Here is a 17,757-nt window from a genome sequence, read left to right as displayed (position 1 = left end):
CATATAAACAACAAACATATGGGGGTATGAAGATGTCAGCCAAAAAAACGTCTGCCCTGCTGCTAGTCTGTATGCTGGGCATGAGTATGATGCTTGCAGCATGCAGTGGAAGCAGCGGAACTGACGCAGCAAAGCCTGAAGGAAAGGACACTGCTCAAGCAGACCCATCCAAACCTTTTGTGCTTGGAGAAACGCCGCTAACCTTTTCCTTTTACGGCAATTATGACTGGTATACCATGAATCCGTGGGGCCAGGACCCGGCAACCAAATGGATACAGGATAACATGAAGGTGAACGTCCAAGCGATCCAATCCGGTGGCGCCGCCCTGCAGAAATTCAATACGATGATAGCCTCCGGCCAACTGCCCGATGTCATATGGGGAGACCGTGGAACGGATGTGGAGAAACTCAGAAAAGCAGGCAAGCTCGTCGCGCTGGATCCGTATCTTGAAAAATACCCCAATCTGAAAAAATGGGCAGGCGAAAAAACACTTAACATGCTCCGCTCCGAGGATGGAAAGCTGTATCAGTTTCCGAACTGGTATACAAAGAATCCGATGGGTAACGGCGGTTATGCGATAAACAATAAGATCTACAAGGAGCTCGGATCACCGAAGCTTGAAACCTTTGATGACCTGTACGCCTACCTGAAGCTGGTGAAAGAAAAATATCCAGAAGTGGTCCCATTCGAGGTTGGCCTGCAGGGGCAAGGTATTGATTTCCTATATGCAGGCATGGCGGAAGACCGGAATGTCGGTCAGGTCTCCCTTCGCGTGGTTCCTGATGGAAATGAGCTGAAATCACTGTTCAGTGATCCGGTCTACCGGGAGTCGATGATTTTTGCCAACACATTGTTCCGGGAAAAGCTGATCACCCAGGATGCCATCACACAAACCCGCGACCAGGTGAAGGAAAAAGTGAATAACGGACGCGTAGCGATTTATGGAGATTTCGATACCACTGTTCTGGGCACGGAAGCTAACAGCATGCTGCGGGCCAAGGACCCTGAAGGCGGGTATACCATGATATGGCCGCTTCATAAAGACGGCGTCGATCCGAAAAAGGTGTGGGTTAACGAATTCGACTCTCTCGGCTGGAACGTCAGTGCCATTACAACATCAGCCAAGAATCCTGAAGGCATATTCGCCTATCTTGACTGGCTGACGGGCGAAGAAGGGGAGCGTGTTATTTTCTGGGGTCCTGAAGGCATGTACTGGCAGGGTACCAATGATAAAGGTGCACCGGTCTACACGGATAAATACAAAAACGAAGTTGAGGAGCGTTCCAAGCTCATGGCTATCTGGGATACTTTCCAATGGGCGGGTAATACAGCGTTTATTGACGGGTCCAAAGCCGAAAATGAAATGAACCTTCCTGAGGACAAACGTGACTGGGCCACTGTCTCGCAAACCGGAATCGCTTGGAAAACCTCCTTTGATGCGACGGAGTTTGGCAATATCCAGCCCCTTCCGGATTCGGATGAAGGCATGATCTTGCAGCGCGTATCCGATATCGCCGATAAGGTGCGGGCAAAAGCCTTGTTTGCCAAAGATGAGCAGGAAGTTATCTCCCTGCTTGACAAGGCTGAGCAAGATGCCCAAAAAGCCGGGTATGAAAAGCTGCTGAAATTCGAAACTGCTAAATGGCAGGAAAATCTCAAGAAGATCAAAGGAAATTAACCCTTTGGTTTCAACGAAAAAAGAGAGGCATCCCCTATCCTGGGAATGCCTCTTTTTATATTCCGCTCCACCCGCTGATCTTTAGTAGGTTTTCACTTTTAACGTATCCAGGCTTTTAAATTCATAACCCTGCTGCCTTGCTCCATCGATAATGCGCCCAAGTGCTTCCGTATTGTCTCTGGAGATCGAATGCAGAAGGATGACAGCCCCCGGATGAAGCTGAGCCATAACCTGTCTGTAAGCATAATCCGAACCCTTCTGGTCGTTCACGTCCCAATCTTTGTAGGCTACCGACCAGAATACACTGACATATCCTTCTGAGCGGCTCAGGGCAAGCGTACGGTCATTAAAAATCCCGCGCGGTGGACGTACGAATGCCATGGCCTGCTGCCGGGTTGTATCCGTCACAGCCTGCTTCACCTTCTCCAGCTCTTCCTTTAGCTGCATGTTGGATATTTGCGTCATATCAGGATGAGACCAGGAATGGTTGCCGATGAGATGACCTTCCGTGACCATTCTTGTCACAAGCTCGGGCTTATCCTTGACATAATGACCGGTGAGAAAGAAGATGGCCGGAACCTTCTTCTCCTTCAACACGTCCAGAATCTTGGGTGTAAACCCATTCTCATAGCCGTTGTCAAATGTCAGGAACAGTTCCTTCCTGGCAGTGTCCCCCAAAAAAATAGCATCATTTTTCTGCAGAACGCCCTTAAAGCCCTCCTCGTTAATGGAAGGAAGCTGTCCGTTTTTGCTTTTTTTGAAGCCGAAATGGTAAGGACCGTCCGCAGACGCCGTTTGCTGGAAACCACAGCACAGGAGCAGAACCGCAGCCAATACGATTACAAAGCGCTTCATGTGGATATTCACCCCTCCATCAATGAATTGTCTGAATTCACAAACTAGAGGTAATATGCCACAGCGCAGGCAAAATTATGTGTATTTTTCGTGCCCCTCATCCCAAATGCTCTATTTCTATTGTTATATGAATGTCTGGGGATTATTCTTCCAGACTCACAGCTGCTTCTGTCTCTAAGATCAGTTCTCTGACTCTGCCGAGAAAAATTTTCAAATCAATTGGCTTGGTAATGTATTCTGCGAAGCCGGCTTTAAGACCGCGGGCAATATCTGAATCCATCGCATAAGAGCTGACAGCCATGATTGGAATATGGCGGGTATCCTTTTTGCTTTTCAGATAATTCAATGCCTCATATCCATCCATTCCTGGAAGCTGTATGTCCATAAGGATCAAATCCGGCTTTTCCTCTTCTACGAGTTCGAATGCTTGTTCAGCTGAGTCTGCTTTTAATAATAGAATTTGGGGGTATTTTTTGAATATATGATGCATAAGAGCCATGTTGATCGGGTTGTCCTCGACGCATAATATGGTGTAATGATCTCTTCTCATCATTCTCCTCCTCCCCACAAAAAAAAGCCAAAGAAAGAGCTGACAGCTCTTCCTTTGGCTTATGTTCAGCTCATGGATAACTACATGTCTGAATCATTCCTGCCAATCAAAATCTAATCATGAAATAAACATACAATCACACTTTTATCTCGTTCAAAATCCCAATCCACATAGAGCTCCGACAGCTTACGGCCCACGGCTGTGCTAATCGCAGCTTCCTCTTCAAAATATCTTTTCTCCAGCTTACGTTTCGTGGTGCGAAGCACCTCATCGTATCCTAGATGAATCATTTCCTTTTCAATCAAAATCAGAAGACCTTCCCGAATCACAACCAAACTCTTCGGATTAACCCACCAGGAGTAAACCGTTTCCGGCCGTTTCTGCACGATACCGGTCACCCGGTTGATCTGATTATGTACTTCGTCTCTTCCATTGTATACTTCCGATGTATGCGAATGATCTGCAAAAAGCCCAACGATGATTCCGGATGCGTCATGCAGTCCCCAATCATAGTAAAGATCGTCCAGTTTAATATCCATTTCACGCTCAAGGTATCCGGTCAGCTCAGGAAGTAAAGACTGCATCATCAGTTCCCGCGTATAACGGAAGACCTGCTCTTCCTTCTGATTTAGAAGAAATTGTTCCACAGGGCCGATAAAATTCCGCAGATGCATCGTAATACACTGCTTGTTTACAGATACATATATCGACTCAGGGCCTTTTCCAAATCTATCACGGAGAAGCTTGGCGGTGTAAGAAGCAATCTGGTTGGTATGATCTGTTGTATACATAACTAATCTCTCCTTCTTATAATAGTGCAATAAAGTTGTTAAAGCAATTAATTTCGAAGGATCACCACTTATATAGCATGCTCCGTCTCTAGACGTATATACCCAAAAAATAACCGTACACAATCATATTGCGTACGGTTATTTCGATATTTAATATGATAAGACCCATGATCACTGCTCATCCTTTGGTTCTTCGCTTATACTTGTTTCACCATTCGGCTCTGCCTTTGAACCAGCATTCAGTTCCCTTCGCCTTTTGGCCGCTTCCTCCTGGTTACGATGTCTCGATCTTCTCACCAGCCAAAGGACAAGCAATACGATTGCAGCGATAATCAGAATAGGCATAGATCCCGAGAGGATAACAACGATCCACTGAATGACCTGAGTGATGACATCTATACTTCCCTGAAAAGCAGTAGAAGCCCGTTTGCCAAGAGATGCCTGAATCTCATTTTCTTTTTGTTTTTCAGGTTCCTTAACCTCTTCAAAGATACGGATTTCTACGGTTGAATAGGATACATTCTGGTTGATATAACGCATCCGTCCCTTGATTTGCTCGATTTCTGATTGTATACGCTCGAGTTCATTAGCAAAGGACACAAGGTCATTGGTCTTGGTTGCTTTTTTCATAAAGGCGACATACTGTTCCTCCATGATCTGTTTGGCCTTGAGTCTGGACTCCAGATCAACATATTCTTCGCTTACATCCTGACCCTCAATATTCCGCTGAAGATTCTCATGCTTGATTTTCTCAAGGCTGTTTAAGAAAGGAGAAAAGCCGGTAGCAGGCACCTTGATGACAAACGTCCCGCCTTTTTCACTGATTGACTGGGTTTCGCTGAAATTGACGATATATCCGCCGGACAGCGTAACCATATTACGGATCTCCGACTGCGCCTTTCCGTAATCCAGAATCTCCATCACAATATTGGCCCTGTACATCAGCTTCTTATTCAGCCCGCTGGACAGGTCCTGGGAATTAAATCCTGCTGTCCCTTCCATGGTCTGAGCTGATGAATCAGGAAGCTTGGGATCTGGACTGGCAGGCGCTTCTTGCTTGCTTGCGCTATCCTTACTTGCAGCTTCATTTTTACTCTGAGAGTCTCCTCCATCTGCTTTACTGGCCGCTTGGTCCATGGAGGTCTCTACAGCCTTCGCTTCAGTTCCGCTGCTCTTGTCCTGTGAAGCCGATGAGCAGCCGCTAGCCAGCATGACAATAAACATTAACCCTGCAATCCATGACCCCCACTTTTTCATAAATAGCCCCCCTGAATATTTGTAGTTTTCTCTTATATTTACTAACGAAACCAGCATTTGGAAGGTTGCAGGGATATAAAAAAAGCCCCCCGGGAACATCCCGAAGAGCTTTGCTTATTATTAAAGAGATTATCGTGCAGACACGCCGCCGTCGATGGCAAGCTCAGCGCCCGTGATAAAGGAAGATTCATCGGAAGCCAGGAATAATACGCCTTGCGCGATGTTTTCCGGTTTACCCAAACGTGGGAGCGGAGTGTTGGAGATGAACCATTTGGTCATGTTGTCGTCAGCGAGCAGGTCTTTTGTCATTGGAGTTTCGATATATCCAGGGTGAATTGAGTTACAGCGGATGTTGTCCTTACCGTAATCAATTGCTACGGCTTTCGTCAACATGCGAACCGCGCCTTTACTTGCTGTGTATGGGCCAGCGCCGTTGCTGCCTGTCAGACCAGCGATCGAAGAAATATTGATGATAGAGCCGCCGCCGTTCTTTTGCATGACAGGGATCACATGCTTCAGTCCGAAGAATCCGCCAGTCAGGTTGATTGACATGACTTTGTCCCAATCCTGGGCAGTTGTGTCTACAAGCTTCTTAGCCAGAGAAATACCGGCATTATTAACGAGAACGTCAATTTTGCCCCATTTTTTCACGGTTTCGTCAACGATATGCTGCCACTCTTCTTCGGAGGTAACGTTATGACGGAATCCGATGGCTTCGCCGCCGTTTTTGTTGATTTCCTCAACAACCTCGTTAACCTTGTCTTCCTGAATGTCGGTTACAACGACCTTTGCTCCTTCTTGAGCCAAAATCATAGCGTCCGCTTTACCCATGCCGCCTGCTGCGCCTGTAACGATTGCTACTTTGCCTGATACTCTACCCATTATCAAAAACTCCCTTCAATGATTAGAACTATTGGTTAGGTTTACCTGTCTATACCGAAATATTTGTACAAATTTTAAGGATCCGGGTACAATATTCCGGAGTCGTGATATAATGACTATCATTACGATATCGATTATATCACCACATCAAAACAATAGCAATGACATAACTCGGCGCAAAACAGGGGATAATTTACAATTCATTGACTTTCAAAAATCTGTCTGATAGCATTCTACAAATCGAGCGCTACGTCAGGCACTGTATTATAATAAGTAAGAATTCATTCCAAAAGGTCGTGAACGTATATTATGGATCCAAAGAGCAGATGGGAGCAGGAGCGTCAGGAAGCCAAGCAGCAGCGGGAAATCAGCATTATCGAAGCGGCTGAACGTGTTTTTGTCAAAAAAGGCCTGGATAAAGCCACCATGCGTGACATTGCTGCCGAAGATAATGTTGGGATTGCCACGGTCTTCAGATACTTTCCCAAAAAGGATCGAATTGTGGTAGCTGTAGCATCAAGGATCATCGACATGGAGGCCGAAGCCTTTAAGTCCATATCTGAACAGTCCGAAATAGGTATCAAAAAAATTGAGATGCTCTTTGATCACTTTATTGCAGATACCTCCTCAGCATATCTTAACCGCAACAAACTGACCGAAGCATTTGAAAGCTATGCCGCCCAGCAGGCTGAGCCGCTGGATGGAATTGAAGATTACCATGAGGCTACCCGCAAGGTTTACCTCATCTTTAAAAAGATCATTCAAAACTGTATCGATGACGGCTCTATCCGTTCCGATATTCCAGTACACGAGACGCTGGCCACCTTGGTGAATGCTTTGGGCATTTTCTCCAAAAAGCTGTCTCTTCAGAGCAATATTGTCATGTTTGAGGCTGATCCGGATATGATCATACAGCTCACGATTGTGAAGAATATTTTTTTGGACTACCTGAAGCCGCAATAATTTAGTGTAAAATGGAAAAAGCCTGTCTCGCCCTGATATCGAATCAGGATGAGACAGGCTTTTCTTACAATACCATGCTTTATTTTTGATTAACGGAAGTCGCTAGCGCGTCCGGCACAGCCACAAAGCTGCATTTTTTCCATAGCCGCTTTTTTCAACGCCTGTTTTGCCGGCACCATATATTTACGCGGATCATTTTCCTCCGGATTTTCAGCAAAGACTGCTTTGATTGCATCCGAGAAAATGATGCGCAGCTCGGTTGCCACATTCATTTTGGCCATCCCCAGCGATACAGCGCGCTTCACCTGCTCCTCAGGAATACCGGAGCCGCCATGCAGAACGAGAGGAACGCTCACCACATCGGCAATGCGTTTGATACGGTCAAAATCAATGTTTGGCGTACCTTTATAAATGCCATGCGCCGTTCCGATCGCAGGAGCAAGCGTATGCACGCCTGTACGTTCCACAAACTCTGCACATTCAGCCGGATCAGCGAGCAGTGCGTCTCTTTCGTCCACGACGATATCATCCTCTACGCCGCCAACTTTGCCAAGCTCAGCTTCTACGTTGATACCAATCGCATTCGCGGCTTCCACAACCTTTTGCGTGATGGCTACATTCTCTTCAAACGGTGAATGGGAAGCATCAATCATGACGGAAGTATAGCCGGCACGGATACAGCTCATGATCACAGCAAAATCGGAGCAGTGGTCAAGATGCAGCGCGATGGGCACACTGGCACGATTGGACGCTACGGTTGCTGCGGCAGCGATATAGTCCGCTCCCAGATGCTTAACCGTACCTACCGTGGATTGAATGATCAGCGGAGACTGAGCTTCTTCAGCCGCTTCCACCACAGCCTGCAGCATTTCAAGGGTATGCACGTTGAACGCGCCGATTGCATATTTATTTTGTCTTGCCGTTTGCAATAAAGAAGTAGAAGAAACGAGTGCCATGTTAATTTCCCCTTCATGTTTGGATTCGTTTATATGATAGAACTACTTATATTGTTGTGCTGATATGCTTCTGCTTGGCATACATGGCGCTTCCGGTCACACCGGCATCGTCATTATTCAGAGCTGTTACCACTTTCAGATGATCTCGGTAGTCCGGCAAAATCCGGCTGAAAAGCTCCTCTTTCAGCGGCGACAGCAGACGGTCCCCAGCCAAGGCACCGCCCCCGCCCACGATGATCAGTTCCGGACTGACCATTGAAACAGCATAGGACAAGGCACGTCCGAGCAGGGTTCCGGCCTTTTCCATGATGGACTTGGCAAATGGATCACCAAGATCATAGGCGCGTGAAAGATCCGCTGCGGCAAGCTCCTCCAGTTGTTCACCCGGAAACCAGTTCTGCAGAATAGATGCTTCCCCACTCCGGAGTCCCTTCTTGGCCTGACGTACCATACCGGATGCCGAAGCATACGTTTCCAGGCATCCATGCAGACCGCATGGGCAAGGATCGGTAAGGCCTTCCATCACAATGTGTCCGAGTTCTCCGGACATATTGCGGAAGCCGTAAAACAGCTTGCCGTCATTCACCATAGCAGAAGCGATGCCGGTACCCACAGTGATTCCGAGTACGTCATTGTAGCCCTTGCCCGCTCCATACATGGCTTCTCCGTATACGTATGTGCGTACATCATTGTCGATATAGACCGGTAGATTCAGTCTGGCCTGCAGCCTCTGCACTGCCGGCAAATTCCGCCAGCCGAGATTGCCTGCAAACCGGGCGATTCCCTCATCAGGATCCACGAAGCCCGGCAGGCCAATGCCTGCTGCGACGACAGAAATATCCGAACCTGATTGTTCGGCATAACCAACCGCCGCCTCTTCAATCATGGCTGCGATTTTTTCCAAAACCGCGTCCGGTCCCTTCGAGACTTCCGTTGCGCGTTTGATTTGATACATGACCTCGCCGGAAGAGGTGACCAAACCGCATACAATGTTGGTTCCTCCAACATCCACGCCAGCATATACTTCCATCTTCACACCCGCCCTGCATTGATCGATATTTTATTTGGCTGTCACAAAGACTTTTACTTGCTCCGACGCGAGCCGTTCGCGAAGCTCTTCTCCGGGCTCCTCATCAATAATGATCCCGTAGAGGGCTGTCACCGGAGCTACCTGGAACAGGGAATTACGTCCGGCTTTCGTATGGTCAAATACGGCGATCGTTCGCTCTGTCCGCTTCATCATCATTTTGGCCGTATTGGCTTCGAGTTCCGAGTACGTGCTAACCCCTTGTTCAACAGAAAAGCCGTCAATGCCCATGAACATCGTATGGATATTCAGCGCTTCCAACGTCCGCTCAGCCAGCGGTCCGCATAACTCAAAGTTCTTACTGCGAAGCATACCGCCGGTCAATACGACTTGGACATCCTCATTTTCAGACAGTTCCATTGCAATATTCACGGCATTGGTTACCACAGTGATGTTGCGGCGGTTTTTGAGGGCACGGGCAATCAGATAGGTTGTCGTGCCCCCAGTCAAACCGATCACATCCCCTTCTTCGACAAGGGATGCCGCCAATTGGGCAATGCTTTCTTTTTCCCGATAGAGCTTGTTTTGCTTTTCGTGAAATGGAATCTCCCTTCCAGAGACCAGTCCCGCAGGCTTCGCTCCGCCGCCCATCGTCCGGATAACCCTTCCTGCCTTTTCCAAAGCTTCGAGGTCCCGTCTGGCCGTCGCCTCCGAACACTCAAAATGCTGGACGACCTCCTGAAGTGAGATAGAACCGTACTGTAGGATATATTCAAGTATTTGTTCCTGACGTTCTTCTTTCGATCCATTTCGTTCACGCAAAACTGTTCCGCTCCTTTAATTTAGATTTTGACCACCTGGGTCAAATTCCGCGGGCTATCAGGATTTCTTCCTTCCCGCAAAGCTGTATAGTAACCGATATATTGAACCAGCGGCATATTCAGAGCCGATCTGGCTTCATCGCTGAGGCTGCGGCCGCCTGTAGCAAAGACCAAATCGGCAAAGGATGTGTCTTCTCCCGCTTCGGCTGTCACAATAACCACAAACGCACCATATTCTTTCATTTCTTGTGCTACTTTCACTTCATAGGCTCTGGCATTCTCAGAGAGGAACAGGCATACCATCGTACCCGGTTCCACAACGGATTTAGGACCATGCCGGAATTCCATTGTACCAAAGCTTTCCGTCCATACACAGGACATTTCCTTCAGCTTAAGGCAAGCTTCCTGAGCAAGACCGTTATAAGCGCCCATACCAAGGTAGATAAACTTGTTAAGCTCCGGATGACCGTCAATAACCGCCTTAGCTGCTGCATCTCCATTAGGCACGATATCCTTGCTGAGCTCCAGCACTTCTTTCAGTTCGGCGAGATGAGCTTCGCTTCCGGCTGCCTTCGCCATCGCTGCCTGCAGCATGAAGGTCATACTGCTGAAGGATTTCGTCATGACGGTACTTTTTTCCTTGCCTAGCGGAGATACGAGACATGGCACATTTTTGGCCATTGTGCTCTCTTCATCACAGGTCATGCCGCAAGTCGTCCAGCCGGCAAGATCCTTAACCGAATTCAGCGCCAAAATCACTTCAGAGGATTCACCGGAACGGGAAATTCCAACGAGAAGCACTTCTTTCTTTGCAGCCACGGCCTGCTCTCTAAATAGATAAATTTCAGAAGACGGATGCGCGCTTGCGCTCTTTCCGGTCCATTTGCGGAAGGTGCTTGCCGCAGTCAATGCAAGATAGTAAGAGGTCCCCGATCCGATAAAGAGCACCTCGTCATATTTGTCGCTCTTGAAATATTGGTCTACCCAGTCCTGCTGCTGCTCCAGCTGCTTCCAAGCGGCAGCCAGTGCTTCGCTTTGTCCTCCGATTTCCGGATACGTCAATACACCATACTGTTCTGACACTAAATATCCACCCCAGTCTTTAATAATGTAATGATGAGTCGTTATAATGACATTATATTTCATCATTATGAAATATTCAATCATAAATATGATTTATTTTTGCATATGAAGATGAAAAGTGACCTTGTTGAACACTTTCCTAAACAATAAAAAAGGAAGCCGCAAGTTATGAACCCTTGCTGCTTCCTTTTTTGGTCATTCAACTTTATTCAAGCTTGTCATGAATTGATGTTGAATTGATGATTAATCAACAAATAATGCTGCTGCACCGATAATGCCCACATCATCACGCAGCTCAGCCGGTTTGATCGTACATGTTCCCCGGTAAGGCTCCAGGATCAGCTCCTCCGTCTTACGGATCAGCGGTTCAAAGAATGCATTCCCTGCCTTGCTGACTCCACCGCCAATGACGATCCGATCCGGGTTGAAGCTATGAATAATATTCATGAGTCCGAGCCCGGTGTAGTGGATAACCTGTTCCAGTGTTTCGGCAGCCACCTGATCTCCTAGCGCGGCAGCCTGAAACACATGCTTCGCACTGAGCGGCACTCCTTCCGCTTCAGCCAGCACCGTCATATGCGTTTCAATTCCGGCTTCCGCAATAGCTTCCCGGGCGAGGCGGGCAATAGCTGTGCCCGAGGAATAGGTCTCCCAGCAGCCCCGCTGGCCGCAGCCGCACTGAACGCCGGCTGGGTTAATCACCGTATGCCCCAATTCCCCGGCAAATGAGGATGAGCCTGTAAAGAGTCTGCCATCCAACACAAGACCCGAGCCGATTCCCGTGCTCAGCGTCACATAGACCATGCTCTGCGATCCGCGGCCCGCTCCGTATACATATTCACCCCATGCAGCGGCATTTGCATCATTAATCAAACAAACCGAAATGCCGAGCCTCTTCTCGAGCTCCGATTGCAGGGAAATCCCATCCCAATCTGGCAAATTGACTCCATTTGAAATGATGCCATTCTTGCTGTCCACCATACCCGGTGAAGCCACACCTACACCGGCAATATCTTGCTCTCCGCGTACTTCATTAATGGTATCTACAATCGTAGAAATGACTTCGTCAGCGCTTTTCAAGCCTGCTGTTGCCTTCTGGCTGCGTGCCAGCAGGCTGCCGGACTGATCCAGCATTCCCGTCGCAATCTTTGTTCCTCCCAAGTCTACACCGATAACCGCTCTGTTCTCTTTTTCCAATGTTGTATTCACCACAATAGTCATCATTTTTTTATCTATCCTGTCATTCCCTGTAGTAAGTCATTAATGATCTGTTTGGCTGCTTGGACCCGGAAAGGATCTACCGGCTTCAAGTTATCACCGTCAATGCGCAGGGCAGATCCGAAGTGAACTTCCTCCACACCTGTCGTTTGTACAAACTTCTGAAGCACCGGCACGCTAAGTCCATATCCAGCGAGAATGCGGATTCCCGTCCCTTGGGCTGTTTCTACAAGCCTCTCAATCTGCGGTGCAGATTTCGGAGCCGGCAGAGGGCCGCCAGAGGTCAGAATGCGGTTGATTTGCGGATAGCGGGAGAGAACCTTTAATGCGGGCAGTTGATCTTCTATCTCGTCAAATGCCCGATGAAAGGTCACATTCAATCCCGCCGTATCCTGAAGCAGCAGATCAAGTGCCTCTGTATCCACCGCTCCCGCAGGAGTCAAAGCGCCAAGTACAATGCCTGCCGCTCCGCTCTCCTTGATAAAAGCGATATCCTCCCGCATCGTTTGCAGGTCATGCTCATCATAAACAAAAGACTGACTATGAGGACGGACCATGACATGAACCGGAATATGTAAATGACGCACCGCTTCCTTGATTAGCCCAGGTCCCGGGGTGAGCCCTCCCTCCATAATACCGGTCACGAGCTCGATCCGGTCCGCACCGCCCTGCTCAGCTAAGATTGCATCCGTCAAATTCGTTGCAATGACCTCCAGCTTCATGAATTCCCTCCTCTTTCACCTGCCGAAATCTGTTCACATACAAAATCGGCAAGAAGTCTTACTCCATAACCTGTTGCTCCTAATACTTTATAGCCGCGGGTGGAAGGCACTTGTGCCGTATTAGCCATGTCAATATGGCACCAACGCGCTTTTGAATCTACAAAACGGCGTAAAAACAGCGCAGCCATATTCGCACCGCCATATGGATTGGATGCCAGATTGGCCAAATCCGCGTAAGGACTGTTCAGCAGCTCTTCGTCTTCATCCACAAGCGGCAGTCTCCAGATCCGGTCGCCGTTGCGTTCACCGATCTGCATCAGCTGTTCGGCATATTCCGCATCTCCCCACACGCCGGCAACCTTCAGCCCCAGCGCATGACCGACAGCGCCTGTTAATGTAGCTACGTCAATGACCTGCGTTGCGCCGCTGCGGATGGCATGCAGAATCGCATCTGCCAGAATCAGCCGGCCTTCAGCATCCGTGTTAACCACTTGTACAGTAAGTCCATTCGGATAGCGGACGACATCGGAAGGAAGAAATGCGCCTCCATCCGGCACATTGTCCACAATCGGGATGATGGCACTGATCCGTGCTCTAACCTTCAGGCGTGTTAAAACATCCATTGCGCCGATAATGGCTGCCGCACCGCCCATATCAAACCGGGCATCACTCAAATCACGGGCATCCTTCAGATTCATTCCGCCCATATCAAACGTGACGCCTTTGCCGATCAATGCAAGATGTTCAGCATCAGGATCACTTGTATAGCTAATCTCGACCATGGCAGGAGGATACTTGCTGCCTGCACCCACGGCCAGAAGTCCATTCATTTGCCGCTGCTTCAGCTCTTCGCCTTCATAAACATGAATCTTTACGTCGCGACCGGCAAAAATATGCTGGATGCGCGAAACAAAGGCTGCCGGATTCAAATCACTTGCTGCCTCGTTACACAAATCACGGGCCAGGGATGTCGCTTCGGCGCGGATTTGTCCCAGCTCAGCGGCATTGGCATAATCCTGCTGCTGGTCCGGGCTTAACTGAATCCATTCAACCGGCGGCTGTTTTTCGACGGACTTATATTTATTGAAGAGATACGTCCCGAGCTGCCAGCCCTCCACCCATGCAGTAACCGCCTCTTGCGGCCATAACGTGGAGCCAAAAAGTTCATGAAGACATGACGGATTTACCACAGCCGTCTTCTTCCCGATATCTTGAATCGCGCGGCCTGCACTCCCGGCGGCCTCGCGCAAAATTTCCATACTAAACCGATTGCGGGCTCCAAGCCCAATAATTACAATATCCTGTTCACCGGGACTGCGGCCGTAAAACCAGGCCTGAGCCCCGCGTTCTTTCATTTTTGCGGAGACCGGAAGTTCGGGCGCATATCCTCCATCACTGAATACCAGTTCAATCAGCACTTCTGCCTTCTGCTCTGTTCCCGTTTTAATTTCCATCATCCATGCATCCCTTTGCAAAAAGATTTGTTATCCCAAGCCTAAAGCTTCAAATTCCCGAGCTCGCTCACCGCTCTCGCATAAATGGCCGTCGAGCGAAGAAGCAGTTCAATTTCTATATATTCATTGGGCTGATGTGCCGTAGATTCCATCCCCGGAAATAACGGTCCAAAGGCAACACCCATAGGGAAATGGGCAGCGTAAGTCCCGCCTCCTGTGGACAACAGTTTCGCGGTTTGGCCGGTTTCCGCCAGATAGGTCTCCTGCAGCACCCGGATCATCGGGTGATCCTCCGGCACATGATGCGGCTTCTTCAGGCTTGGTGGCTCCATCTCCAATTGATGAACGGCGATTTTTGCTGATATCTTCTTCAGAAGCTCATCATAGGTGCCGCAGATCGGAAATCTCAAATTGATATGAAAGAAGCTCTCTCCATGCGGATCATACTGAAGAAGACCGCTGTTAACCGTGAGTGGGCCGCTGATGTCATCCTCCATGGCAATACCGAGTGCATGTCCATAGACATCATCATATAGAAGCGTATCGACGGTATTCAGAAAATGACCCGAGCCTTCGTTCCATGAGTAGTCCTTCAGAAAATGGATTAGCGCAAGGCCCGCATTTATTCCTAAATGGGGTTCCATGCCATGAGCTGCTTTTCCTGCCATATGCAGCACAATCTTTTGATCTACTTGCTCCATGCGGCCAATAAGCTTCATTTCGCCGCAGTAAGCGTGATATGCCTGCTCCAATGCGTTCAAACGATCCGCCTGGCCAGCCACAACGGCCTCAGCCGCTTCCGGAACCATATTAGCAACTACACCTGAATGAAAAGATACCAGCTTGTAGTCTCCGTTTATTTCTTGACCCTGCTGTGTGGTTGGGAACATGATCCTTGTATTGATCTGTCCCTTCTCGGCACATACAATCGGGAACTCGGCGTCCGGTGTAAAGCCGCATGCCGGCATCGGTTCAAGCTCCTTGTATTTCTCCATGCAGCGGTGCGTTCTTTCCTCATCGGTGCCAAAAATCAGGCGTATCCGGTGCTTGAGCGGCAGTCCAAGATCCTTCACGATTTTCAATGCATAAAAGGAAGCCATAGCCGGCCCCTTATCGTCAATGGCACCGCGGGCATATAATTTCCCATCCCGGATGGCAGGCTCAAAAGGAGGCGTTATCCATGCACCTGACACAGGCACCACATCCAAATGACTCAGTACTGCGATGTAATGCTCCGCATCTTCCGGTCCGTACTCGGCATACCCGACCAATCCATCATGATTGCAGATCCTGAAGCCCTCTGCTTCGCACAACCCCAGCATAAAGCGCAGAGCTTCGGCAATTCCCTCACCCATCGGCTGCCCTGGAGCTGCTGTTTCCGGATCAAAGATGCTTTTAATGCCAAGCAGTCCTTTGAGATCATGCAGAATGGCGGCTTCACGGCTAACTGCCTGCTCATACCAATTCATGTACGTCAACTCCTTGCGCTACCGGTTTAGAAGCCTTTCCATCCAAGTCGTTATTATAAAGATGACAGGCTACAAAATGTCCCTTGGCTGCCTCCTGCCACTTCGGCGTCTCAGAGGCACATACCTCCATAGCAAACGGACAGCGGGTACGGAAGCGGCAGCCGCTTGGTGGATCGATCGGGCTTGGCAAATCGCCCTGCAAAACCATGCGTTCCCGGCTTCGCTCAAGCTTCGGATCCGGCAGCGGAATAGCTGACAGCAGCGTTTTCGTATACGGGTGAAGCGGGTTATCGAACAGCTCGTCGCTTTCGCACAGCTCCACCATTCCGCCCAAATACATCACACCGATCCGGTCGCTGATATGCTTGACCATGGATAGATCATGCGCAATGAAGAGGTAAGTGAGACCGCGTTCGCGCTGAAGCTTTTTCATCAGATTGACGACCTGAGCCTGGATGGAAACATCCAGCGCGGAGATCGGCTCATCGGCAATGATAAAGCTCGGATTCACGGCAAGCGCCCGGGCAATCCCGATCCGCTGACGCTGTCCGCCTGAAAATTCATGCGGGAAACGTTCGGCATGACTGCGGTTAAGCCCTACCGTATCGAGCAGTTCATGTACCATTTGAAGGCGTTCCTTGCGGTTTTTGGCCAATCCATGGGCATCAATGCCCTCCGCGATAATATCGGTAACCGTCATCCGCTGGTTCAGCGAAGCATACGGATCCTGAAAAATCATCTGGATATCCCGTCTCAGCTGTTTCATCTCGGACTTCGATTTATGTCCATGTATTGGGCTTCCTTTAAACGATGCCGTACCGGAGGTAGCGTCATAAAGCCGGATGAGCGTGCGACCTAGTGTCGACTTGCCGCAGCCGGATTCACCCACGAGGCCAAAGGTCTCACCCGGGTAGATTTCGAAGCTGACATCGTCGACTGCCTTGAGAATCTGGCCCCTTCCGACATCAAAAAAACGTTTCAGATGGCTGACTTCCACCAGCGGTTTCTTTTCCATATGCATTACCGTTCACCTCCTGCAAGCGGACGCTCCACCTTCGGTGCTCTGCTGTCCTGCAGCCAGCACGCGGCTCGGTGGGTTCCTGAATGTTCTGTATAAGACGGCATTTGCTCATAGCATATTTCCATCGTGTATGGACAACGGGCCGCAAACGGACAGCCCTTTGGCGGATCGCTTAAGTCCGGAGGCGTACCCGGAATGGCCAGAAGCTCTTCGCTTTTCTCATGCAGCTTCGGCATGGAGGCCAGCAGGCCCCAGGTATACGGATGTTTCGGCTCATAGAATATTTCATCCACCGTGCCTGTTTCCACAATTTTGCCCGCGTACATGACCGCGACACGCGAAGCCATATGAGCTACAACACCAAGATCATGGGTGATCAGAATAATCGAGGTTTCCATCTGCTGCTGCAGCCGGTTCATCAGCTCCAGAATTTGAGCCTGGATCGTTACGTCAAGTGCGGTTGTCGGCTCATCGGCAATAATCACTTTAGGATTGCAGGCCAGCGCAATGGCAATAACGACACGCTGTCGCATCCCTCCTGACAGCTGGTGAGGGTATTGTTTCAGACGTTTTTCCGGATTCGGAATTCCGACCTGGTTCAGCAGCTCCACGGCTCTTTTCGCAGCTTCGTCCCTGCCCATGTTCCGGTGCTTGCGCAGGACTTCGGTAATCTGTCTGCCAATGGTCATCGTCGGATTCAGAGAAGTCATGGGGTCCTGAAAAATCATGGAGATTTCTTTTCCCCGAATGCCCTGCATCTGTTTCTCCGGGAGAGAAGCAAGCTCTTTTCCTTCAAACCGGATCGATCCATTCTTGATCTTCGCGGACTTGGCCAGCAGTCTCATAATACTTTTCGAGGTGACCGATTTACCGGACCCCGATTCTCCCACGATAGCCAGTGTTTCTCCTTTGCCGAGGGAAAAGCTGACGTCACGCACCGCCTGAATCTCGCCGGCATATGTGTAAAAGCTTACCTGCAAATCTTTAACTTCCAGCAAGCTGTTCATGG

The 17,757-nt window shown here is 49.2% G+C and carries 17 protein-coding genes; 2 read left to right on the top strand and 15 right to left on the bottom strand.

Features of this window, described 5'->3' with window-relative positions; genetic code table 11:
• The first annotated feature begins 26 nt into the window (after positions 1-26).
• A complete protein-coding gene (locus tag E6W40_RS03015; RefSeq protein WP_136604126.1) occupies positions 27-1,679 on the top strand; it encodes an extracellular solute-binding protein in 1,653 nt (550 codons plus the stop codon).
• 81 nt (positions 1,680-1,760) lie between these two features.
• On the opposite strand, the gene pdaA is transcribed toward E6W40_RS03015, so the two are convergent.
• The 5 genes from pdaA to E6W40_RS02990 all read right to left on the bottom strand — a co-directional run bounded on the left by pdaA (position 1,761) and on the right by E6W40_RS02990 (position 6,014).
• Positions 1,761-2,534 (bottom strand): delta-lactam-biosynthetic de-N-acetylase, encoded by a 774-nt coding sequence (gene pdaA / locus E6W40_RS03010; protein ID WP_136604125.1) that lies wholly within the window; start codon positions 2,532-2,534, stop codon positions 1,761-1,763.
• A gap of 142 nt (positions 2,535-2,676) precedes the next feature.
• Entirely contained in the window at positions 2,677-3,087 is a 411-nt protein-coding gene (locus tag E6W40_RS03005) for a response regulator (RefSeq protein WP_136604124.1), read from the bottom strand.
• Positions 3,088-3,197: 110 nt separating this feature from the next.
• Positions 3,198-3,875: a Na-translocating system protein MpsC family protein gene (locus E6W40_RS03000; RefSeq protein WP_136604123.1), complete on the bottom strand. Its 678-nt coding sequence runs from the start codon at positions 3,873-3,875 to the stop codon at positions 3,198-3,200.
• A gap of 171 nt (positions 3,876-4,046) precedes the next feature.
• A complete protein-coding gene (locus E6W40_RS02995; RefSeq protein WP_168928807.1) occupies positions 4,047-5,132 on the bottom strand; it encodes a DUF4349 domain-containing protein in 1,086 nt (361 codons plus the stop codon).
• Between the two features lie 129 nt (positions 5,133-5,261).
• Positions 5,262-6,014: an SDR family NAD(P)-dependent oxidoreductase gene (locus E6W40_RS02990; RefSeq protein ID WP_136604121.1), complete on the bottom strand. Its 753-nt coding sequence runs from the start codon at positions 6,012-6,014 to the stop codon at positions 5,262-5,264.
• A gap of 309 nt (positions 6,015-6,323) precedes the next feature.
• Here E6W40_RS02990 and E6W40_RS02985 point away from each other — a divergent pair, with 309 nt between their 5' ends.
• Positions 6,324-6,977 (top strand): TetR/AcrR family transcriptional regulator, encoded by a 654-nt coding sequence (locus E6W40_RS02985; RefSeq protein ID WP_136604120.1) that lies wholly within the window; start codon positions 6,324-6,326, stop codon positions 6,975-6,977.
• Positions 6,978-7,066: 89 nt separating this feature from the next.
• Here the strand turns inward: E6W40_RS02985 and fba are convergent, their stop codons facing one another.
• The 10 genes from fba to E6W40_RS02935 all read right to left on the bottom strand — a co-directional run bounded on the left by fba (position 7,067) and on the right by E6W40_RS02935 (position 17,755).
• Positions 7,067-7,933 carry a class II fructose-1,6-bisphosphate aldolase gene (fba, locus tag E6W40_RS02980; RefSeq protein WP_136604119.1) on the bottom strand — a complete coding sequence of 289 codons (867 nt, stop codon included), beginning with the start codon at positions 7,931-7,933 and terminating at the stop codon, positions 7,067-7,069.
• A 46-nt stretch (positions 7,934-7,979) separates the two neighbouring features.
• A complete protein-coding gene (locus E6W40_RS02975) occupies positions 7,980-8,963 on the bottom strand; it encodes an ROK family protein (RefSeq protein WP_136604118.1) in 984 nt (327 codons plus the stop codon).
• A gap of 30 nt (positions 8,964-8,993) precedes the next feature.
• The gene (locus E6W40_RS02970) at positions 8,994-9,782 is read right to left on the bottom strand and encodes a DeoR/GlpR family DNA-binding transcription regulator (protein ID WP_136604117.1); all 789 of its coding nucleotides are present in this window, start codon (positions 9,780-9,782) and stop codon (positions 8,994-8,996) included.
• 20 nt (positions 9,783-9,802) lie between these two features.
• A complete protein-coding gene (locus E6W40_RS02965; RefSeq protein WP_136604116.1) occupies positions 9,803-10,864 on the bottom strand; it encodes an SIS domain-containing protein in 1,062 nt (353 codons plus the stop codon).
• Between the two features lie 243 nt (positions 10,865-11,107).
• On the bottom strand, positions 11,108-12,088 hold the full coding sequence (locus E6W40_RS02960; RefSeq protein WP_246072824.1) for an ROK family protein: 981 nt from the start codon (positions 12,086-12,088) through the stop codon (positions 11,108-11,110).
• A gap of 8 nt (positions 12,089-12,096) precedes the next feature.
• Complete coding sequence (locus E6W40_RS02955; protein WP_136604115.1) at positions 12,097-12,804, bottom strand: copper homeostasis protein CutC; 708 nt, start codon at positions 12,802-12,804, stop codon at positions 12,097-12,099.
• On the bottom strand, positions 12,801-14,261 hold the full coding sequence (locus E6W40_RS02950) for a leucyl aminopeptidase family protein (protein ID WP_246072823.1): 1,461 nt from the start codon (positions 14,259-14,261) through the stop codon (positions 12,801-12,803). The genes E6W40_RS02955 and E6W40_RS02950 overlap by 4 nt, the downstream gene beginning before the upstream one ends.
• A 38-nt stretch (positions 14,262-14,299) precedes the next feature.
• Positions 14,300-15,727, bottom strand: coding sequence for a dipeptidase PepV (gene pepV / locus E6W40_RS02945; protein ID WP_136604113.1), 1,428 nt, complete (start codon positions 15,725-15,727; stop codon positions 14,300-14,302).
• Positions 15,714-16,748, bottom strand: coding sequence for an ABC transporter ATP-binding protein (locus E6W40_RS02940; protein WP_136604112.1), 1,035 nt, complete (start codon positions 16,746-16,748; stop codon positions 15,714-15,716). Before E6W40_RS02940 ends, pepV begins: the two co-directional genes overlap by 14 nt.
• A complete protein-coding gene (locus E6W40_RS02935; protein WP_136604111.1) occupies positions 16,748-17,755 on the bottom strand; it encodes an ABC transporter ATP-binding protein in 1,008 nt (335 codons plus the stop codon). Before E6W40_RS02935 ends, E6W40_RS02940 begins: the two co-directional genes overlap by 1 nt.
• Positions 17,756-17,757 lie beyond the last annotated feature (2 nt).

The organism is Paenibacillus dokdonensis (assembly GCF_004916975.1).
Lineage (GTDB): Bacteria > Bacillota > Bacilli > Paenibacillales > Paenibacillaceae > Paenibacillus_AQ > Paenibacillus_AQ dokdonensis.
Note: the sequence above shows the minus strand (reverse complement) of the source record. Positions and strands in the feature narration are given on the sequence as shown.